The sequence below is a fragment of the Achromobacter sp. ACM01 genome, from assembly GCF_014851745.1.
Classification (GTDB): Bacteria; Pseudomonadota; Gammaproteobacteria; order Burkholderiales; family Burkholderiaceae_B; genus Achromobacter; species Achromobacter aegrifaciens.
On sequence record NZ_JACVAF010000001.1, the window covers coordinates 1,353,591 to 1,372,310 of the forward strand.

Annotated in this window: 19 protein-coding genes; 4 read left to right on the forward strand and 15 right to left on the reverse strand. The window is 65.9% G+C overall.

Features of this window, described 5'->3' with window-relative positions:
* Positions 1 to 10: 10 nt before the first annotated feature.
* The 7 genes from IB268_RS06215 to cyoA all read right to left on the reverse strand — a co-directional run bounded on the left by IB268_RS06215 (position 11) and on the right by cyoA (position 6,661).
* Positions 11 to 394 (reverse strand): hypothetical protein, encoded by a 384-nt coding sequence (locus tag IB268_RS06215; RefSeq protein WP_054451716.1) that lies wholly within the window; start codon positions 392 to 394, stop codon positions 11 to 13.
* 133 nt (positions 395 to 527) lie between these two features.
* Positions 528 to 1,634 carry a porin gene (locus IB268_RS06220; RefSeq protein WP_119449463.1) on the reverse strand — a complete coding sequence of 369 codons (1,107 nt, stop codon included), beginning with the start codon at positions 1,632 to 1,634 and terminating at the stop codon, positions 528 to 530.
* A gap of 113 nt (positions 1,635 to 1,747) precedes the next feature.
* Positions 1,748 to 2,527 carry an SURF1 family protein gene (locus IB268_RS06225; RefSeq protein ID WP_192353986.1) on the reverse strand — a complete coding sequence of 260 codons (780 nt, stop codon included), beginning with the start codon at positions 2,525 to 2,527 and terminating at the stop codon, positions 1,748 to 1,750.
* Positions 2,527 to 2,931 carry a cytochrome o ubiquinol oxidase subunit IV gene (gene cyoD, locus IB268_RS06230; RefSeq protein ID WP_192353987.1) on the reverse strand — a complete coding sequence of 135 codons (405 nt, stop codon included), beginning with the start codon at positions 2,929 to 2,931 and terminating at the stop codon, positions 2,527 to 2,529. The genes IB268_RS06225 and cyoD overlap by 1 nt, the downstream gene beginning before the upstream one ends.
* Positions 2,928 to 3,569, reverse strand: coding sequence for a cytochrome o ubiquinol oxidase subunit III (cyoC, locus tag IB268_RS06235; protein WP_054451712.1), 642 nt, complete (start codon positions 3,567 to 3,569; stop codon positions 2,928 to 2,930). Before cyoC ends, cyoD begins: the two co-directional genes overlap by 4 nt.
* Positions 3,562 to 5,565: a cytochrome o ubiquinol oxidase subunit I gene (cyoB, locus tag IB268_RS06240; protein WP_059378766.1), complete on the reverse strand. Its 2,004-nt coding sequence runs from the start codon at positions 5,563 to 5,565 to the stop codon at positions 3,562 to 3,564. Before cyoB ends, cyoC begins: the two co-directional genes overlap by 8 nt.
* Positions 5,566 to 5,620: 55 nt before the next feature.
* On the reverse strand, positions 5,621 to 6,661 hold the full coding sequence (gene cyoA, locus IB268_RS06245) for a ubiquinol oxidase subunit II (protein WP_054452277.1): 1,041 nt from the start codon (positions 6,659 to 6,661) through the stop codon (positions 5,621 to 5,623).
* 211 nt (positions 6,662 to 6,872) lie between these two features.
* Here cyoA and IB268_RS06250 point away from each other — a divergent pair, with 211 nt between their 5' ends.
* Entirely contained in the window at positions 6,873 to 8,195 is a 1,323-nt protein-coding gene (locus IB268_RS06250) for an MFS transporter (protein ID WP_054451710.1), read from the forward strand.
* A gap of 13 nt (positions 8,196 to 8,208) precedes the next feature.
* Here the strand turns inward: IB268_RS06250 and IB268_RS06255 are convergent, their stop codons facing one another.
* Together IB268_RS06255 and IB268_RS06260 are read right to left on the reverse strand one after the other, a co-directional pair.
* Positions 8,209 to 9,252 (reverse strand): histone deacetylase family protein, encoded by a 1,044-nt coding sequence (locus IB268_RS06255; protein ID WP_192353988.1) that lies wholly within the window; start codon positions 9,250 to 9,252, stop codon positions 8,209 to 8,211.
* A gap of 109 nt (positions 9,253 to 9,361) precedes the next feature.
* A complete protein-coding gene (locus IB268_RS06260) occupies positions 9,362 to 9,943 on the reverse strand; it encodes a hypothetical protein (RefSeq protein ID WP_054451708.1) in 582 nt (193 codons plus the stop codon).
* Positions 9,944 to 10,089: 146 nt separating this feature from the next.
* Here IB268_RS06260 and IB268_RS06265 point away from each other — a divergent pair, with 146 nt between their 5' ends.
* Positions 10,090 to 10,491, forward strand: coding sequence for a hypothetical protein (locus IB268_RS06265; protein WP_054451707.1), 402 nt, complete (start codon positions 10,090 to 10,092; stop codon positions 10,489 to 10,491).
* 6 nt (positions 10,492 to 10,497) lie between these two features.
* Here IB268_RS06265 and IB268_RS06270 read toward each other — a convergent pair whose 3' ends face one another.
* From IB268_RS06270 to IB268_RS06280, 3 genes are all read right to left on the reverse strand, one after another.
* On the reverse strand, positions 10,498 to 11,127 hold the full coding sequence (locus tag IB268_RS06270) for a hypothetical protein (protein ID WP_119449459.1): 630 nt from the start codon (positions 11,125 to 11,127) through the stop codon (positions 10,498 to 10,500).
* 54 nt (positions 11,128 to 11,181) lie between these two features.
* Positions 11,182 to 11,580 carry a hypothetical protein gene (locus IB268_RS06275; protein ID WP_054451706.1) on the reverse strand — a complete coding sequence of 133 codons (399 nt, stop codon included), beginning with the start codon at positions 11,578 to 11,580 and terminating at the stop codon, positions 11,182 to 11,184.
* Positions 11,581 to 11,664: 84 nt separating this feature from the next.
* Positions 11,665 to 12,558, reverse strand: a complete 894-nt coding sequence (locus tag IB268_RS06280) for a LysR family transcriptional regulator (RefSeq protein ID WP_054452273.1) — start codon at positions 12,556 to 12,558, stop codon at positions 11,665 to 11,667.
* A 107-nt stretch (positions 12,559 to 12,665) separates the two neighbouring features.
* On the opposite strand from IB268_RS06280, the gene IB268_RS06285 reads away from it, so the two are divergent.
* Together IB268_RS06285 and tam are read left to right on the forward strand one after the other, a co-directional pair.
* Entirely contained in the window at positions 12,666 to 13,664 is a 999-nt protein-coding gene (locus IB268_RS06285) for a TerC family protein (RefSeq protein WP_119449458.1), read from the forward strand.
* Between the two features lie 125 nt (positions 13,665 to 13,789).
* Positions 13,790 to 14,563 carry a trans-aconitate 2-methyltransferase gene (gene tam, locus IB268_RS06290; RefSeq protein WP_054451705.1) on the forward strand — a complete coding sequence of 258 codons (774 nt, stop codon included), beginning with the start codon at positions 13,790 to 13,792 and terminating at the stop codon, positions 14,561 to 14,563.
* Here the strand turns inward: tam and IB268_RS06295 are convergent.
* Genes IB268_RS06295 through IB268_RS06305 form a run of 3 tightly spaced genes read right to left on the reverse strand, consistent with a single transcriptional unit; the run spans position 14,538 to position 18,589 of the window.
* Entirely contained in the window at positions 14,538 to 16,004 is a 1,467-nt protein-coding gene (locus tag IB268_RS06295; protein ID WP_054451704.1) for an efflux transporter outer membrane subunit, read from the reverse strand. The genes tam and IB268_RS06295 overlap by 26 nt on opposite strands.
* The gene (locus IB268_RS06300; RefSeq protein ID WP_082400784.1) at positions 16,001 to 17,056 is read right to left on the reverse strand and encodes an HlyD family secretion protein; all 1,056 of its coding nucleotides are present in this window, start codon (positions 17,054 to 17,056) and stop codon (positions 16,001 to 16,003) included. Before IB268_RS06300 ends, IB268_RS06295 begins: the two co-directional genes overlap by 4 nt.
* A gap of 15 nt (positions 17,057 to 17,071) precedes the next feature.
* A complete protein-coding gene (locus tag IB268_RS06305) occupies positions 17,072 to 18,589 on the reverse strand; it encodes an MFS transporter (RefSeq protein ID WP_125473157.1) in 1,518 nt (505 codons plus the stop codon).
* Positions 18,590 to 18,720: the final 131 nt, after the last annotated feature.

Below are 18,720 nucleotides of genomic sequence, written 5' to 3' on the forward strand. Positions count from 1 at the left end.
AGATAGCCGATCATGAGGGACGCGTGTTTCCTGCAGATTGCACCGGAACGGGTTGCCACGCATGCAGCCTGTCCATCAGGCCGCGCACGACGGTGGCCTGACGGCGGATTCTGGCGGCTGCGGCGGCGGACAGGCCTTCTGCCAGTTCTTCTTCCAGCGCCTCGAAGTGCGAGGCTGGCGCGCGCATCTGCAGGGCCAGCAGCGCGCCCTGTATGCGGTGCAGCATCTGGGCGGTGGCAAGGGCGTCGGGTTTCTCGGCGGCTTGCTCCAGCGCATCGAGATCCTGGGTCATGGTGTCCTTGACCAGTTGCCGGTGATCCGGCGCCAGCGCGGCGTATACCGCGAGCGTACCCGCGGCGGGGAAAGCAGAAGTATGGGGGAGCGGTTTGTGCATGAGAGCCTCCTGGACGTACATGCGGATGACGTCAGGCTCTCGGGCGATATTAAAGAAGCCCGATACCAGGGGGCTTCGAATCGGACGGATTCGCCGACAGCGGAGCGGCCCCGCAGCCGCTCCGCTGACTTGCTTAGAACGTGTGGCGCACGCCGACGCCGGCGGCCGTGCTCTTCAGGCCGTCGATGAAGGCATAGTCCTTGCCGTACGAACCATAGGCGTACAGGTTGGTGCGCTTGGACAGGTCGTAGGTGTAGCCCACGCTCCAGACGTTCATGTTGGTGTCGCCGCCGGTCAGCTTGTCGTTGTTCGGCGACACGTGTTGCCACGACGCGAACAGGCTGCTTGCGCTGCCCAGGGGCAGAGTGGCGCCCAGCATGTAGGAGTTGGCCTTGAAGCCGTCCACGAAGCGGTTGGTGCCGAATTCATCGCTGAAGGGCGTGCCTGCCGGCAGGTCCTGGCCGACGAACCAGCCGTCGGTGGTGCGGCCGTAGGCGGCGGCGAGCTTCACGACCTCCAGGTCGTAGGACACGCCCAGCGCGTACTGGCGCGGCGTGGCGTCATGGTCGATGGAGCCGCGGTTGGAGCCGTTGAGCTGGTCGTAGGTCAGCGCGACGTTCAGCGGACCTTGCACGTAGCGCAGGCCGGCGGTGATGCCGCGGGTATTGTCGGCGGTGCGAAAACCCGTCTGGTCGGCGGTCGTGTCGTCCGCATTGAACGAGTAGCCGATGCCAAGTTCGAAGCCGTTCACCGAAGGCGTCTTGTACATCACCATGTTGTCCCAGCGCATGGTGTTGGCGGCGCTGAAACCCAGGCCCATGTTGGACTGGGTGTAGCTGGTGTAGAAGGGGTCGATGTCGGCAAGGTAGTTCGAGCCCACCGTGGCCTGGCGGCCGAACTCCAGCGAGCCCCAGGCGTCGTTGGCCAGGCCGATGGTGGCCTGGCGGCCGAACAGGCGGCCGGACTGTCCGCGCTGGCCGTTGGCCGAGTCGAATCCGCTTTCCAGCTTGAACGTGGCGCGCAGGCCGTCGCCCAGATCTTCGGCGCCGCGCAGGCCCCAGCGCGAGCCGGCCTGGATGCCGTTGATCATGCCTATCTTGCTACCGTCGTATCCATCGCCTTTGATCTTGTTGTAGCCGATGCCGGTGTCGATGACACCATAGAGAGTTACCGACGATTCTGCCTGAGCAACGCCTGCAAAAGTCGTGAACATTGCGGCGGCGAGCAGCGTCTTTTTCATCCTTGGGGACTCCTGGTTGAGGGGTGGAAAAAACAAAAGGGAACAGCACGCGAGCATGTAGCTCAGCGCTGTTCCCAGCCCTCATTGTAGGACACCGGCCGCAGCCGGCGGATTCAGCCCTTGCGGCGCGCGCGCTTTTCCTCGCGCACGAAGATGAAAACGCCGACCAGCACCATGGCTGCCAGGGCGTACCAGGTGATGGCGTAGCTCAGGTGATTGTTGGGGAAGTTCAGCACCGTCAGGCCGCCGACGGGAGCGGTGCGCCCGCTGCCGTCCTTGCCCGTCGCATCGGCGTCGATGAAGTAGGGGGCCACGTCGGTCAGGCCGCGCGCCGCAGCGATGGCGGGCAGATCGCGCGAGTACCAGAGGTTGGTCGCCGGATCGTTGTTGCGCAGGAAACCATGAGGGGGCTCGCCCATGCGCAGCAGGCCGGTGACGGTGGCTTCTTCGGGCGTTTGTTGTATGGCCGACTTGCTTTTGCGCCATTCGGGCAGCACGAAGCCGCGGTTGACCAGCACCGTGCCGCCTTCGGGCAACTGCAGCGGAGTCATGACCCAGTAGCCGCTGCCCAGCTCGGTCGCGGCCTGCACCAGGGTCTGGCGGTCGTACAGGTAGGTGCCCTTGGCCGTGACGCGGCGGTACTCGGCATTGTCGGATGTCAGCGCAGGCCATTCGGCCTGGGCCGGCGCCGGCGTGGGCGCTGCATGGGCGCGCTGTTCGACCTGTGCGATCAGGGTGCGCTTCCAGGCCAGCCGGTGCACCTGCCAGGTGCCCAGGGCGCAGAGGCCCGCAAAAATGGCGACAGCAAGCACCCCCAGGATGACCAGGGTGAGTTTGCTGCGCGGATTACGGGAAGAGGTGTCGCGGGAAGTGGAGTCGTTTACTGCGGCCATCAGGGCATTTTCCGCATGTCGTGTGTGGACATGGGCATCATATTGGAGTCGAGGTGATACATGATCCAGATGGATCCGCTGAGCGTGATTACGACCAGCACCAGCGTGAATATTAACGCCAACATGTTCCAGCCGCTTTCGGACTTGGTGTCCATGTGCAGGAAGTAGATGATGTGGACCACGATCTGCACCGCGGCGAACGCCAGGATCACCAGCGCGGTGGTGCGGGATTGGGAGAAGACCTGGTTCATGACCAGCCAGAACGGGATGGCGGTCAGGATGGCCGCCAGCACGAAGCCGGTCATGTAGCTTTTGAAGGTGCCATGGGCGACGCCGTCATCGTCGTCGTGGTGGTCGTGGCCGCCGTGGCCGTGATCGGCCGGATGCTCCAGGTGCGCGGTCATGGCAGCACTCCCATCAGGTACACGAAGGTGAAGACGCCCACCCAGATCAGGTCCAGGAAGTGCCAGAACATGGACAGGCACATCAGGCGGCGGCGGTTTTCGGGGATCAGCCCGTGCATCTGGACCTGGATCATCATCGTCACCAGCCACACGATGCCGAAGGTGACGTGCAGCCCGTGGGTGCCGACCAGGGTGAAGAAGGACGACAGGAAGGCGCTGCGCTGCGGGCCGGCGCCCTGGTGGATCAGGTGCGCGAATTCGTACAGTTCCAGCGACAGAAAGCCCAGCCCCAGGATGCCGGTCACGGCCAGCCAGAGCTGGGTGGCGCCGACGCGGTTGCGCCGCATTTCCAGCATCGCGAAACCGTAGGTGATGGAAGACAGCAGCAGCAGCGCGGTATTCACCGCTACCAGCGGCAGGTCGAACAGGTCCGCGCCGGAAGGGCCAGCCGCATAGTTGCGTCCCAGCACGCCATAGGTGGCGAACAGGCAGGCGAAGATGAGGCAATCGCTCATCAGGTAGACCCAGAACCCGAGCAGGGTCCCGTTCTTGGGGTGGTGTTCGCCCGGGACGTGGAACATGGGCTCCGCGGGCGGCGCGGCGCCGCCGGGCAGGTTGGGGGCCAGGGTATCAGACATTTTTCGCTAGCAACCTTGTGCGGGCGTCTTCGGCGCGCACGACCTCTTCGGCCGGCACGTAGTAGTCGCGCTTGTAGTTGAAGGTGTGAATGATGGACACCAGGATCAGCGCCGCGAACGACAGCACGACCAGCGGCCACATATGCCAGATCAAGGCGAAACCCATCACCACGCTGATACCCGCCAGGACGATGCCCGCCCAGGTGTTCTTGGGCATGTGGATGGGAATGAAGCCCTGCTGCGGCCGCAGGTAGCCGTGCTGCTTCATCTGCCACCAGGCGTCCTGGTCATGCACGCGCGGCGTGAAGGCGAAGTTGTAGTTGGGCGGCGGCGACGAGGTCGACCATTCCAGCGTGCGGCCGTCCCAGGGGTCGCCGGTGTCGTCGCGCAGCGACTCGCGGCGGCGATAGCTGACCACCAGCTGGATCAGGAAGCTGGCGATGCCGCAGGCTATCAGCAGCGCGCCGAAGGCCGCCACCTGGAACCAGATCTGCAGGGACATGTCCTCGAAGTGATTCACGCGCCGCGTCACGCCCATCAGTCCCAGCACATACAGCGGCATGAAGGCGACGTAGAAGCCCACCAGCCAGAACCAGAACGAGCACTTGCCCCAGAACGGATCGAGCTTGTAGCCAAAGGCCTTGGGAAACCAGTACGTGATGCCGGCCATCAGCCCGAACAGCACGCCGCCGATGATCACGTTGTGGAAGTGCGCGATCAGGAACAGGCTGTTGTGCAGGACGAAGTCGGCGGGCGGCACGGCCAGCAGCACGCCCGTCATGCCGCCGATCACGAAGGTCACCATGAACCCCAGGGTCCACAGCATGGGGACCTCGAAGCGGATGCGGCCGTGGTACATGGTGAACAGCCAGTTGAAGATCTTGGCGCCCGTGGGGATCGAGATGATCATGGTGGTGATCCCGAAGAACGAGTTCACGCTTGCCCCTGATCCCATGGTGAAGAAGTGGTGCAGCCACACCAGGTACGACAGCACCGTGATCACGACCGTGGCGTACACCATGGACGCATAGCCGAAGAGGCGCTTGCGGCAGAAGGTGGAGACCACTTCGGAGAAGATGCCGAAGGCCGGCAGGATCAGGATGTAGACCTCGGGATGGCCCCAGATCCAGATCAGGTTCACGTACATCATGGCGTTGCCGCCGAAGTCCGCCGTGAAGAAGTTGGTGCCCACGTAGCGGTCCATGGAGAGCAGCGCCAGCACCGCCGTCAGCACCGGGAAAGCCGCCACGATCAGCACATTGGTGCACAGCGCGGTCCAGGTGAAGATGGGCATGCGCATCATGGTCATGCCCGGCGCGCGCATCTTGACGATGGTGACCAGCAGGTTGACGCCGGAAAGCAGTGTGCCTACCCCCGCTATCTGCAGGGCCCATATGTAGTAATCGACGCCCACGTCGGGGCTCTGGAGGATCCCCGATAATGGCGGATACGCCAGCCAGCCGGTACGCGCGAATTCACCGACGAACAGCGACATCATGACCAGGATGACGCCGCCCGTGGTCATCCAGAAGCTGAAGTTGTTCAGGAACGGAAAGGCCACGTCGCGCGCGCCGATCTGCAAGGGCACGATGTAGTTCATCAGGCCCGTGACCAGCGGCATGGCCACGAAGAAGATCATGATCACGCCGTGCGCGGTGAAGATCTGGTCGTAGTGGTGCGGCGGCAGGTAGCCCATGGAATCGCCGAACGCCACCGCCTGTTGCAGGCGCATCATGATGGCGTCGGCGAAGCCGCGCAGCAGCATCACGATGCCCAGGATGACGTACATGATGCCGATCTTCTTGTGGTCGATGCTGGTGAACCACTCGCGCCACAGATAGCCCCATTTGCCGAAGTAGGTGATGGCGCCCACCACCGCGATGCCGCCGATGGCGACCGCGATGAAGGTGAAGAGCAGGATCGGTTCGTGGTAGGGAATGGCTTCCCAGGTCAACTTACCGAAGATCAGCTTGGTGAGGTCTGGTTGATCAGGCATCTCGATTCCAGCAAAAAGACCGCAATTTCACGAAGCCCCGTGCGCCAGCGATCCGCTACAGGACCAGTCCTTCGGTGGCGGTGCACATCGCGCCCACATACTTGCGCGGCGCGCCGGTCAGGCCCAGGCGCTCGCGCGTTCCGGCGTCCAGCGTGGTGACATTGAGCGCGCCGGGTATGCCCATGCCGCCTTGCGCGTCGATCGCCATCGCGTCGCGCATGCACATGCGGTTGGGTTCCACGCAGCGGTTGACAATCGCCTCGAACAGGCCGGGCGCGCTGGACGCATAGCGTTGCACCGGGTTGCGTTCGCTGGGTTGCTCCAGCTTCAGGTAGGTTTCGCGGCTGAGCGTGGCGTTGGAGGCGCGGGCGTCAGCCACCCATTTGTCAAAGCCCTGCTGATCCACGCCGTGGAACTTGAAGCGCATGCCGGAAAAGCCCGAGCCGCTGTAGTTGGCGGACAGGCCTTCGTATTCGCCGGGATGGTTGATCACCGCGTGCAGGGTGGTCTGCATGCCCGGCATGGCGTAGATCTGGCCCGCGAGCGCGGGCACGAAGAAGGAATTCATCACGGTGGACGAAGTGATCTTGAACTGGATGGGACGGTCCACCGGGGCCGCCATTTCGTTCACCGCGGCGATGCCCTGTTCGGGATAGATGAACAGCCACTTCCAGTCCAGCGCCACGACCTCCACGACCAGCGGTTTGGTGCCGGCGGGCACTTCGCGGCCCTCGGACAGGCGCACAAGCGGGCGGTAAGGATCCAATTGGTGCGTGCTGACCCAGGTGAGCGCGCCCAGCGCGATGATGATCAGCAGCGGCGCGGCCCAGATCAGGAGCTCCAGCATGGTGGAGTGATTCCAGTCAGGGTCATAGTGCGCTTCCTTGTTGCTGGCCCGGTAGCGCCACGCGAACACGAAAGTCAGGAGGATCACCGGCACGATGATCAGCAGCATCAAGCCGGTGGAAATGATGATCAGGTTGCGCTGCTGCAAGGCGATGTCGCCCGAGGGCGAGAGCAGGACTGCATTGCATCCGGCGAGCAATGGCAGCGCGGCAACCAGGACCAATCCGCGGAACCTTGGGAAGGACGGCATGACCATACCCCGAAACGTAACCGTGGGAAGTAAACGCAACACTACGCTGGAAGCCGCGAAAAATCTAGGGTAAAAAGAACAAAAATGTGCAGGGCGACGCGCGCAGACCAGGGCTGCATCCCAATGACGGAGCGGCTCTGCGCGATATGGGCTGCAGGCGCGCGGGTGTGTTTCAGGATCTGTTCCGAACCTCCTTTCAGCGAGCATTCACATGGCGACCACCACGCAATATCCCGGTCATGCTCCCTCACTCCCCGCGGCCGGCGGCGGTAGCCACGCCAAGGTGGCGCCAGGGGAAATCGCGGTGGGCGTGGTGGTGGGGCGCGCTTCCGAATACTTCGATTTCTTCGTCTTCGGCATCGCCTGCGTGCTGGTTTTTCCGCAGGTCTTCTTCCCCTTCGAACCGCGGCTGGAAGGCACGCTCTGGTCCTTTGTCATCTTCTCGTTCGCCTTCATCATGCGGCCCATCGGCACGGCGCTCTCGATGGCGGCGCAGCGGCGCTGGGGGCGTGCGACCAAGCTCACCATCGCCCTGTTCCTGCTGGGAACGGCTACGGTGGGCATGGCCTTCCTGCCGGGCTACAACGTCATCGGCGCGCATGCGATCACGCTGCTGGCGGTGTTCCGCTGCCTGCAAGGGCTGGCGCTGGGCGGGTCATGGGACGGCTTGCCGTCGCTGCTGGCGCTGAATGCGCCGCCCAACCGCCGCGGCTGGTATGCCATGCTGGGGCAGCTGGGCGCGCCCGTGGGCTTCATGGTGGCCAGCGCGCTGTTCCTGTTCCTGCACGTGACGCTGACCGAAGCCGATTTCCTGGAATGGGGCTGGCGCTATCCCTTCTTCGTGGCGTTCGCCATCAATGTGGTGGCGCTGTTCGCGCGGCTGCGCCTGGTCGTCACCGAGGAATACACGCAGCTGCTGGAAGAGGGCGAACTCGAACCGATCAGCGTTGCGCAGATGGTGCGCGAGCAAGGCTACAACCTCTTCATCGGCGCATTCGCGGCGCTGGCCAGTTATGCCTTGTTCCATCTGGTCACGGTGTTTCCCCTGTCCTGGATCGCGGTCAGCGCTACCCAGCAGATCCAGGACGTGTTGATCGTGCAGATCGTCGGCGCGGTGCTGGGCATACTGGGCACCATCGCCTCGGGCTGGCTGGCCGACCGCATCGGACGGCGCACCACGCTGGGCCTGCTGGCCCTGCTGATTGCCGTGTTCGCGCTGTTCACGCCCTGGCTGCTGGGCGGCGGGCCCAAGGCGCAGGATGCGTTCATCCTGGTGGGCTTCGTGCTGCTGGGGCTGTCCTATGGCCAGGCTTCGGGCACTGTCACCGCGAACTTCACGCGGCGCTTCCGCTATACCGGCGCTGCGCTGACCTCCGACATGGCATGGCTGATCGGCGCGGCATTTGCGCCGCTGGTCGCGTTGGGCCTGTCCGCGCGTTTCGGGCTGGTGGCGGTCAGCGTCTACCTGTTGTCGGGGGCTGCCTGCACGCTGCTGGCGCTGCGTATCAACAAGGTGCTCGAAACGCGCGACTGAAAGCGTCTGCCGTTCAGCCTGCGTAGCCTTCCAGCACGTTGGCGACGTTGACGCCCACGTCCGCCACGGCGTAGCCGCCTTCCATCGTGAACACCGCCGGCAGGCCCAGGCCTGCCAGCACGCGGCCCACGTGCAGGTAGTCGGCGCTCTTGAGCTGGAACTTGGAGATGGGATCGCCTTCGTAGGTGTCCACGCCCAGCGCGATCACCACTGCGTCAGCCTTGAAGGCGCGCACGGCGGACAGCCCTTGTTCCAATGCCCGCGTCCAGGCGGCGAAACCGGTGCCGGCGGGCAGCGGCAAGTTCAGGTTGGTGTGCAGGCCAGCGCCTGCGCCGCGCTCATCGGCATAGCCCAGGTAGAAGGGGTACTCGGTGGTCGGGTCGCCGTGCACCGATACGGTCAGCACGTCGGCGCGTTCATAGAAGATGCTCTGCGTGCCGTTGCCGTGGTGGTAGTCGACGTCCACGATGGCAACGCGTTCGGCGCCGGCTTCCCGCAGCGCTTGCGCGGCCAGCGCCGCGTTGTTAAGGAAGCAGTAGCCGCCAAAGAAGTCAGGGCCCGCGTGGTGGCCGGGCGGGCGCGTGAGCGCCATGGCGACGCGAGGGCCGCTCGCCGCCGAAACGGCGCGCGCGGCGTCGATGGCGCAGGCGGCGCCTGCGGTGGCGGCCTCCCAGGTGCCCGCGGTCAGCGGGCAGCCGCTGTCGAACGAGAACAGGCCGACCCGCGCGGCGAAGTTGGTCGGTTCGATGTCGTGGCGGAATCCGCGCACGGGCCAGACCGAAGGCAGGATGTCGAGGCCGGCATTGGCCGGATCCAGCGCCACCCAGTCGCGCCAGGCCGTTTCCAGGAAGTCCACGTAGCGCGGGGCGTGCACGCGCTTGACCAAGCCCAGGTCCGCCGCCGATGGCGTGCGCAATGCGCCGATGCCGCGCTGGTTCAGCGCTTGCAGCACGTACTCCAGACGCGCCGGGGTTTCGTGACAGGGCACCAGCTTGCCGCGGAACATTTCCTGTCGGCCAGCGTGTTTTTCGTGGACAGGGTTGTGGAAAATCAGCACGGCGGGGGTGTCCTCGGACGTAGAGCCTGGTGGGCGGAAGCGCAACTATAGCGGCCGCGGCGTTTGCGGCGCCATTGCGCAGGGGGGGATTTTCGGGGGGATTGGCGCCTTAGCGGCCAGTCCGCGCGGCGCATGTGGCGCCCTTGGCGCCGGGATGCGGAATCTTGCGCTCCGATTCGCCTTCGCGTCGGGTCCAGGAAATGATCCGCGCCGAGCCGTCCGGGCACACCCGGTACTGCTCGAAGCCATAGGTGTCGGCGCTGTAGCGGCACGCTACGGAAATAATGGGCTTGGCCGCGTCGAATTCGGGATTGACGAAGCCGCGGCATGGGCTGGCCACTGCATCGGGATACGGGATCTCCTGGTAGCGCCCGTCCTGGGGGCGGTACAGGAAGATGCGCGAAATCGCTTGCGTACTGCCGCCAGTCTGCCCGATGACGAAGTCGAGGTAGCCGTCATGGTCGACGTCCACGTCCTGGAACTGGTCCACCTCCTCGTCGCCGGAGATGTCCGCGATTTGCTGAGCGGACCCGTCCCCCACGCGTACGCTCAGGCGCTGTTGCGGCAGCTCGGTAATGGTCACCACGGCAGGCAGGCCGGGCCGGACAGCGTACGAGTAGTCGCGCGCGGCGGCATCCTGGCCGGGCATGAAGAGCGCGGCCAGTGCCGCCAGCGACAGGAATCCTTTCATGCGGGCGCCCTCCGCGCCGTGAACTCGGTGAGGCATTATGCCGCAGCGGCTTGCGGGGAAACCAGGACTTGCCGCCCGGCGGGCGGCGCAGGATCCTGGGTAGAATTCCAAGATACGCAAGATTGCCGCGACGCGCTCCGCCCGCCATGAATTTTCCGTTTCCCATCCGCCAAGAATGTCCGCCGGGCGCCTGTATGTGTGACCGTGACCGGCTGCTGGCCGATCCGTCTGCCGACGTCCGTGTGTTGCGGCTGACCAAGGAAGAGGAAAAGCGCCTTGTGGCGCGGTTGGAGAACATCTCCAGCCTGGAGGACCTGCGCGCCATGCAGGGACGTATCCATGCGCAATTGGGCATCGTGATCCACATCACGCCCAGCGAGAACGAGGTGCGCACCTCGCGCGGCATTGCGATCCAGCTGGAGGACCAGCTGGGGTTGTGCCGCAAGACGCGCACGGCGATTCCCGCCGCCATCCGCCGCGGTTTCGATAACCGGCCCGAGATCGTCTATGCGCTCCTGAACGAGCGCGACCTGCTCAGCGGCACCTGAACGCGTTCAGGATTTCTTTGCTCCGGCGGCCGCGCCGCAGGGCGCCAGCGGCACCACGTCGGCCGGCGTGCGGCCGGCATCCGGGCGCGTCGCGTCGCGCTTCTTGCCCAGGGTGACGGGGTAGATCAGCAGCACGGCGCTCCCGGCTTCCAGCTTGGGATCCTGTTTGGTGCCATAGGCCACTGTCCAGCCGCGTACGGCCAGCGGAGCCAGGGTGTATTGCAGGGCTGAGCCCGGCGAAACGTGCGCCACCTTGCCGGCGAACAGATCCTGCTGGTGGGTTTCCGCGCCATTGGCGGTGACATAAGTGGCGATGCTGACCAGCGCGGCGCCATTGCCGGGACGTCCCAGCACGGCAGTCTTGTACTTGCCGGCAGGGATGTCGGTCAGATTGACGGTGAGAGGACCGGCCGCGTGGCCGCTGGAATCCAGGCTGACGCCGTTGACTTCGGCGCGGGCCAGGGGCGCCGTGCCGGTGTTGCGCACGCGCACGCTGTATTCCCCGGAAGTGCCCGTGACCGTGCAGACCTCGACGCCGTAGGCGGAGCGCACGGGGTGCGCCTGCGCCGCCGTGGCGGCCATGGCCAGCAGGGCCGCCAGCAACAGCTTCGGGGCAGGGGAATGAACGGTGGGCACGGCACGCTCCTCTTGTAAGGGGCAGCGCGCCGGGTTGCCGCGTTGCCTGCCCTATTACACCACTTGGCGGCCGGGCGCCGCGGCTTGCTCGCGCTTGCCGGCCAGCCAGTGGAGGATCAGCGCCAGCACCAGCAGGCCGACGATGATGAAGCCCCAGAAGATCCAGGCCAGTACGGAGATCAGCGTGCCGAGGCTGCCGGCGAAGGGCAGCATCTGGTTCAGGCCCTGTGCGGCCCAGACCAGGCCGCCCTGCAGCGTCTGCAGCCAGGCGGGGTCGACCCAGGCCGCCGCCCAGGCGGGCGGAACCCATTGCGAGGTATCCAGCGCCGTGCCGGGAACCTGGGTCGTGGCGATGGTCGACAGGACCCAGTTGGTCAGCTGCAGCGTCAGCGCAACCAGCCCGGTCCAGAGTGCTGCAAGCACGGCGAAGGCGAGCCAGATGATCTTTTTCATTGAGGTGGTACTCCGATGTTTCAAAAGAGGGTCCACGATAAGGCGGATTCTATTTCTGAAAAACCAGCGTGGTTGTGACAAACATTAAGAAAAAACCGAAGTTTTTGCCTTGGCGAGCACGATCTGGACCAGCGGATGGTGCTGCCCCCGGCGATTGCGGATGGCGTGGATTTCCTCGTGCACGTCGTCGCAGCGGGCCAGGGGACGCAAGCCCCGCAGCACGCCGATATCGCCGCCGCCCAGGCGGCTGAGCGGAAACACGCCCAGGCCGCGGGCGGCGAATACCGACATCAGGGCGCTGTCCTCGAATTCGCCGACCACGTTGGGATAGATGCCTTGTTCGGAAAACCAGCGGTCCAGCGTCTGGCGCAGCACGGAATGGCCGGTGGGCAGCAGCACCGGCAGGCGTTCCAGGCAGCGTGGAAAGTCCAGGGTGTCGGCCTTGCGCACCAGCTTGGCGGGGCCGTACCAGTCCACTGGCGACGAGACCAGGCGGTCGCTGGTGAGGCGCAGGTTGGGGTTGGCGGGCGCGCCCTGGCCGGCCAGCACCAGGTCCAGGTGATGCTGGGCAAGTTCGCCCAGCAGTTCCTCGACCTCGCCTTCGTGGCAGGTCAGGCGCAGGTCCGGCGTGTGCAGCACCGGGCCCAGCAGGGCCTGTGCGGCCAGCTTGGAAATGCCGTCCGACAGGCCCACCGACAGCCGTATGACGGGCTTGGTGGCGGCGGCGCGGACTTCCTGGGGCAGCATCTGGCCGATCTGGAAGATCTCTTCGGCGCGGGCGAAGGCGGCCTCGCCCGCGTCGGTCAGCGCCACGCCGCGCCCGGCCGGCTTGAGCAGCTGGTGGCCCAGGTTTTTTTCCAGTTCGCGCACTTGCGCGCTGATGGTCTGGATGGCCATGTCCAGCCTTTCGGCGGCGCGGGAAAAGCCGCCTTCCTTGGCGACCATCCAGAAGTAATACAGGTGTCGATAATTGAGCATGGCAGGAATCACTTCGGTTTTTTCGAACCTTAACTCACTTTCAGGCTGATTTCTCCATCGGCCCCGGATCCGGATCATGAGCCCCTTCGAACACAAGCGGGAACATCATGGACACCTTGCTCACCTTACTCTCTGCCGATTTCTTCGGCACCCCGGCCTGGAGCTGGCTGCTATTCATCGGCATCGTGGTCGCCTTGCTGGCCTTTGACCTGGGCGTGCTGCACAAGGAAGACCGTGAGATCGGCGTGCGCGAGAGCCTGTTGCTTTCGGCTGGCTACATCACCGCGGCGCTGCTGTTCGGCGCCTGGGTCTGGTGGCAGATGGGTTCCGCCAGCGGCATGGCCTACTACACGGGCTTCATGATCGAGAAGTCGCTGTCGATGGACAACGTCTTCGTGATCGCGCTGATCTTCAGTTTCTTCGCGATTCCGCGCCAGTACCAGCACCGCGTGCTGTTCTGGGGCATCCTCGGCGTGATCGTGCTGCGCGCCATCATGATAGGCCTGGGCGCGGCGCTGGTCAGCAACTTTGGCTGGCTGCTGTATCTGTTCGGCGCCTTCCTGGTGTTCACCGGCATCAAGATGTGGATGATTGCGGACCAGACGCCGGATATTGCGTCCAATCCGATCCTGAAGTTCCTGAAGCGCCGCATGCGCGTCACGGAAGGGCTGCGCGGCAACGCGTTCTGGGTGATGGAGACCGATCCCGCCACGTCGAAGAAGGTGCGTTGGGCTACGCCGCTGTTGCTGGCGCTGGTGTTGATCGAGTTTGTGGACCTGTTGTTCGCGGTGGACTCCGTGCCGGCGATCTTCGCCATCACCACTGACCCGTTCATCGTCTACACCAGCAACATCTTCGCCATCCTGGGCCTGCGTGCGCTGTACTTTGCGCTGGCTGCGATGATCCACCGCTTCCATTACCTGAAGTACGCCCTGGCTCTGGTCCTGGTCTTCATTGGCGGCAAGATCTTCCTGGTCGGTTTCATCGGCAAGGTGCCGGCTGCCTTGTCCCTGTCGGTAACCTTCGGCCTGATTGCTGGCGGCGTGTTGTTCTCGCTGTGGAAAACCCGCTCGGACGCCTCCAAGCAGGAACTCGCGGCTGAATAATCCCGCGACCAGAGGCAAAGCGCCCGCCATATCCAACGGATATGGCGGGCGCATTTTTTGGGATTTGTCGCGCCTGTGCGGCGGGCGTAGAGTGCTGGACAGTCCAAAAGCCGCAAGGAGCCGTCATGACCAGCTGGTCCGCCAAACAGTATTCCGCCTTTGAAAACGAACGCACCCGTCCGGTGCGGGACCTGGTCGCCGCCTTGCCCAACCAGGACGTGAAGCGCGCCGTGGACCTGGGCTGCGGCCCCGGCAACTCCACCGAAGTGCTCGCCAGCCGCTACCCCGACGCCGAAATCAGCGGCATGGACAGCTCGGAGGACATGCTGCAGTCGGCGCGAAAGCGCCTGCCGGGGCTGCAATTTGAACTGGCCGACATCGCCACGTGGAATCCGCCCGAGACCTACGACGTGATCCTGGCGAACGCCGCGCTGCAATGGGTGCCGGACCACGCGACGCTGTATCCGCGCCTGGTCGGCAAGCTGGCTCCGGGCGGCAGCCTGGCGGTGCAGACGCCGGATAACCTGGAAGAGCCGGCCCACCGCCTGGCGCGCCAGGTGGCAGGCGAAGCGCCCTGGGCCGCCGCCATCGGCGGATTCAAGCATCCGCCGCGGCACAGCGCGGCCTGGTACTACGAACTGCTCAAGCCGCATTGCGGCCTGCTGGACGTGTGGCGCACGACTTATCATCACCCGCTGGCAGGCGCGGCGGCGGTCGTGGAGTGGTTCAAGGGCACGGCGCTGCGGCCCTACCTGGACCGGTTGGACGCCGCCGGGCAGGCCAGTTTCCTGGCCCGCTACCAGTCGCTGATCGAAGAGGCCTATCCGGCGCTGGCCGACGGCACGGTGCTGCTGCCGTTCCCGCGGCTGTTCATCATCGCGGGGCCGAAGCAGGGCTGAGACCCGCAGCGGGCGGTTCCCAGCCGCCGCCCAGCGAGCGGTACAGATCCACCAGCACCAGCGACACCGCGGCCTGGGTCGACACGCGGGCCTGGTCGCTGGCCAGCACCGCGTTCTGCGCGCTGAGCACGTTCACGAAGTCCGACGCGCCCGCGGCATATTGGCGTTGCGCGTTGAGCAACGCCTGGCGGGCGCTCTCGGAGGCGCGCTCCAGACTCACCCGGGTCAGTTGCTGCGCCTGGTAGGCGGTCATGGCGTTGTCGACTTCATGCCAGGCATTCAACACGGTCTTCTGGTACAGCAGCGCGGCTTCCTGAGCTTGCGATTCGCGCAGCCGCAGCCGGCCTCGCAGCCGGCCGCCCTGGAAAATGGGAATCTGCAACGCGGGGCCGACGCCGAAGACGCCGGCATTGTCGGAGTCCAGGTCTCGCAACTGCAGGGCTTGCAGGCCGAGGTTGCCCGATAGCGTGATGCGCGGATAGAAATCGCCCTCGGCCACGCCGATGGCTGCGACGGCCGCATGCAGATTGGCCTGGGCGCGGCGGATGTCGGGCCTGCGTTCGGCCAGTTCGCTCGGCAGCCCGACGGGGACTTGCAGCGGACCGCCCGGTATCGGGCCCACCGCCGCCAGGCGCGGTTGCAGCGCGCCGGGCGGTTGCTCCAGCAGCAGCGCCAGCGCATTCATCAGCTGTTCGATGCGCAGCACGAGCGGCGGCACGCCGGCTTCGATGGAGGCGGCCTGCGCATCGGCTTGTGAAACGTCCAGTTCGGTGGCGACGCCTTCGCGCTGGCGCAGGCGGGTCAGCGCCAGGTTGCGTTCGGCATTGGCGAGCGTTTGGCGCAGCACGTCCAGCTGGTTCTGCGTGCCGCGCAGCAGGATGTAGTTGCGCGCCGTTTCGGCGCGGATGGCCAGGACCACGCCCCGCTGCGCCTCCAGCGCCGCCTGGGATTGGGCGCCGGCCTGTTCGACTTCGCGCCGCACGCGGCCCCACAGGTCCAGTTCCCAGCTGGCGTCCACGCCCGCCTGCCACAGGTTGAATGAGGACTTGCCGCCGTGGCCCGAAGGGTCGGCCAGGCCGACCTCGCTGTTCTGGCCGCGCTTGTAGCTTGCGCCCGCACCGACGGCGGGCAGGCCGTCGGCTTCGGTCACGCGCAAGGCCGCGCGGCTTTGCAGCAGGCGTTCGTGGGCGATACGTATGTCCAGGTTGGCCTCGGTCGCTTCGGCGATCAAGGCGCTCAGGGTGGGATCGCCGAAGCTGTCCCACCAGGACGTGTTCACATCTTGCGGCACGGGGACGCTGTCCGCGGCGGAGGCGTCGGGTACTCGCCACTGCGCGGGCAATTGCGCCTGGGGAGCCTGAAAGTCGGGGCCCACGGCGCAGCCTGCCAAGGCGGAAAGTGTGCAGGCCAGCATGGCATTGAGCAAGCGGCGCGGGATCATTGCGTGGACTCCTCTGCCGCGGCGCCGGTATCGACCACGGCTTCGACGGACATGCCGGCGCGCAGCGGCGGCGCGCCTTCGGCCGGCGCATCCAGCACGATCTTGACGGGCAGGCGCTGCGCGACCTTGGTGAAGTTACCGGTGGCATTGCTGGGGACTACCGGTGAAAAGCTCAGGCCCGTGGCTGGCGCGATGCTCTGGACGCGGCCGCGCAGCGGCGTATCCGGATAGGCGTCGACCGTGATGGTCGCGAGCTGGCCCGGACGCATGCGGGTCAACTGCTTTTCGCGGAAGTTGGCCACCACATAGGCTTGCTGCAGCGGCACCACTGCGAGGATGGGCGTGCCCGGGCTGACGTAGGCGCCCACGCGCAGCGAGCGCCGGCCGACGATGCCATCGATAGGGGAGACGACCTGGGTATGCGACAGATTGAGTTCCGCGCGGTCCTTCAGGGCCTGCGCGCGCAGCAGCCCGGCCTGTGCCGCCTCGCGGTTGGCTTCCAGCACGTCGCGCTGCTTGCGAGCGGCTTGCAAGGTAGCTGTGTGTTCGGCTTGCCGAGCCTGCGCCATGTCCAGCCGGCTGCGCGCCTGTTCATAGGCTTGCTGGGTGCCCGCGCCCTCGCTGGCCAGCCTGCGGTGGCGTTGGGCCTCGCTTTCGGCATAGCGGATGTCCGCCAGGTCGGCGCGCGTGACGGCGACGGCCTGCTCGATCACGGCCTGCTGGCGTTCCAGGGTGGCGGCCGCGTCCGAGAGGCGCGCCGCCGCCACCGCGAGCTCGGCGCTTGCGGCAGCCAGCGCGGCCTGATGGTCGCGGTCGTCGATGCGGGCAAGCAGTTGGCCCTGCTTGACGGCCTGGTTGTCTTCGACCAGCACGGCGTCGATGAAGCCGGACACCTGCGGCGCGACGATGGTGTGATCGGCGACGACGGTGGCGTCGTCGGTGGATTCAGCGGCGCCGGTGGCGGACCATGACCAGCCCGCATAGGCCAGGAGGACCAGGGCGCCGAGGGCGCCGGCGCGGGGAAGGGGAGAAGTCAAAAGAGGGAATGGCATGATATGGACTCGATTTCAGGCCGCGGCGCGCGGAGGGTAGATCCGGGTCGCGACGAAGGGGATGAGCAGGATGAGGAGCACGGCCACGCCGGCCATGCACAGATAGAGGTCGGCGGAGGTCAGCACGGCGGCCTGCTCCTGGATGCGGCGGGACAGCGCCGCAGCGTTTTCGCCGGCCGTGCTCAGCGGAAAGTTGCCCAGCTGGTCGGCCAGCATGCCGGAGTGGTAATTGCGGCGCGAGGTGGTCAGCGCGTCCAGCAGGCCGGTGGCGGCCACCGCGGCAAAACCCTTGATGGTGTTGAACCACGATGAGGCCCAGGGGCCGTCCTGCGGCGCCAGGCCGCCCGTGGCCAGCATCAGCAGCGGGATCACGGCCATGGGCTGGGCGAAGATCTGCACGGCTTCGAGCAGATAGAACTGCTCGCGCGACCAGACGGGCGTCAGTTGCGACCCCAGCAGGCAGGACACGGCCAGCAGCCCGAGGCCCGAGGCCAGCACCCAGCGGCAATCCACCTGGCGCAGGTTGCACAGCGCCGCGACCAGCGGCAGCGCGATCAGCTGCGGCAGGCCCATGGTGAGCAGCACCGGCGCCGTTTCCAGCGGCCGGTAGCCGCGCAATTGCGCTAGGAACGACGAGGGAATCAAGATCACGCCCAGCAGCACGATCAGCACGCCGCCCAGCGTCAGCAAGGCATGGCTGAGATTGCGGTGGCGCAGGAGCTGGATCTTGAAGAACGGCAGGGGATGCGACCATTCGTTGACCATGAACAGCACCATCAGCACGCCGCCGCCGCCCAGCAGCACGGAGATCAGCGGCGAGTTGAGCCAGTCCAGCCGGTCGCCCTGCAACAGGCCGATGACCAGCATGGACAGCGCTGGGGCGCCCAGCAGCAGACCGCGCCAGTCGAACAGGCGCAGGCGTTCGAGCTTGAGCGGATCCTGGGGCAATCCGCGCCAGACGGCCCAGGCCGCGAGCGCCGCGGGAGCGACGATCAGCCAGAAGGCCCAGCGCCAACCCAGCACCTCGGTGCAGAAGGCCGCCAGCGGTATGCCCAGGCTGGGCGCGAAGGTGGCCGTGAGGGCGTAGCCGCCCAAGCCGTAGAGCTTGATGCCTGGCGGCAGGAAGCGCAGCGCCACCGTCATGAGCATGGGCGGCAGCGCGCCGCCCGCGAGGCCTTGCAGCGTGCGCAGGAACAGCAGCACGGGCAGGTTGGGCGCAAACGGGCAGAGCGCGCCGAACAGCGCGAAAGCGGCCAGCGCCGTGACCGTGAAGCGGCGCAATGAAAACGTGACCGAGCACCAGGGCGCGAAAGCCATGGCGCATACCGACGCCGCGGCGTAGACGGCGACGAACCAGGTGCCCTGGTCGTAGCTGATGCCCAGCGCGCCGCGGATGTCGGGCAGCGCCATCTTGGTCACGTTTTCGTTGAGCCCGGCGAGGATCACTGCCAGCAGCACGCCGAGCAATCCGGTCAGGATGCGCCAGCCGAAGGCCGCCGCAGCGGGCGGGGCGGGGGGAGCGGCGGCCGTCATGATCGTGGGCCGCCCCTGCCCGGGGATGAGGATGACAACATGGAATAGCGTCCTTGGATAACAGGAGCCATTCAGTCTAGGTAGATGCGGGGAGCGGAAAAACCATTCCTGGATCAACCCACCCTTGCGTC

Bases quoted from the DNA above. Each gene is read 5' to 3' on its own strand.
- IB268_RS06215 (WP_054451716.1), bottom strand. From the start codon at position 394: ATGCACAAACCGCTCCCCCATACTTCTGCTTTCCCCGCCGCGGGTACG.
- IB268_RS06220 (WP_119449463.1), bottom strand. From the start codon at position 1,634: ATGAAAAAGACGCTGCTCGCCGCCGCAATGTTCACGACTTTTGCAGGC.
- IB268_RS06225 (WP_192353986.1), bottom strand. From the start codon at position 2,527: ATGGCCGCAGTAAACGACTCCACTTCCCGCGACACCTCTTCCCGTAAT.
- cyoD (WP_192353987.1), bottom strand. From the start codon at position 2,931: ATGACCGCGCACCTGGAGCATCCGGCCGATCACGGCCACGGCGGCCAC.
- cyoC (WP_054451712.1), bottom strand. From the start codon at position 3,569: ATGTCTGATACCCTGGCCCCCAACCTGCCCGGCGGCGCCGCGCCGCCC.
- cyoB (WP_059378766.1), bottom strand. From the start codon at position 5,565: ATGCCTGATCAACCAGACCTCACCAAGCTGATCTTCGGTAAGTTGACC.
- cyoA (WP_054452277.1), bottom strand. From the start codon at position 6,661: ATGCCGTCCTTCCCAAGGTTCCGCGGATTGGTCCTGGTTGCCGCGCTG.
- IB268_RS06250 (WP_054451710.1), top strand. From the start codon at position 6,873: ATGGCGACCACCACGCAATATCCCGGTCATGCTCCCTCACTCCCCGCG.
- IB268_RS06260 (WP_054451708.1), bottom strand. From the start codon at position 9,943: ATGAAAGGATTCCTGTCGCTGGCGGCACTGGCCGCGCTCTTCATGCCC.
- IB268_RS06265 (WP_054451707.1), top strand. From the start codon at position 10,090: ATGAATTTTCCGTTTCCCATCCGCCAAGAATGTCCGCCGGGCGCCTGT.
- IB268_RS06275 (WP_054451706.1), bottom strand. From the start codon at position 11,580: ATGAAAAAGATCATCTGGCTCGCCTTCGCCGTGCTTGCAGCACTCTGG.
- IB268_RS06280 (WP_054452273.1), bottom strand. From the start codon at position 12,558: ATGCTCAATTATCGACACCTGTATTACTTCTGGATGGTCGCCAAGGAA.
- IB268_RS06285 (WP_119449458.1), top strand. From the start codon at position 12,666: ATGGACACCTTGCTCACCTTACTCTCTGCCGATTTCTTCGGCACCCCG.
- tam (WP_054451705.1), top strand. From the start codon at position 13,790: ATGACCAGCTGGTCCGCCAAACAGTATTCCGCCTTTGAAAACGAACGC.
- IB268_RS06295 (WP_054451704.1), bottom strand. From the start codon at position 16,004: ATGATCCCGCGCCGCTTGCTCAATGCCATGCTGGCCTGCACACTTTCC.
- IB268_RS06300 (WP_082400784.1), bottom strand. From the start codon at position 17,056: ATGCCATTCCCTCTTTTGACTTCTCCCCTTCCCCGCGCCGGCGCCCTC.
- IB268_RS06305 (WP_125473157.1), bottom strand. From the start codon at position 18,589: ATGACGGCCGCCGCTCCCCCCGCCCCGCCCGCTGCGGCGGCCTTCGGC.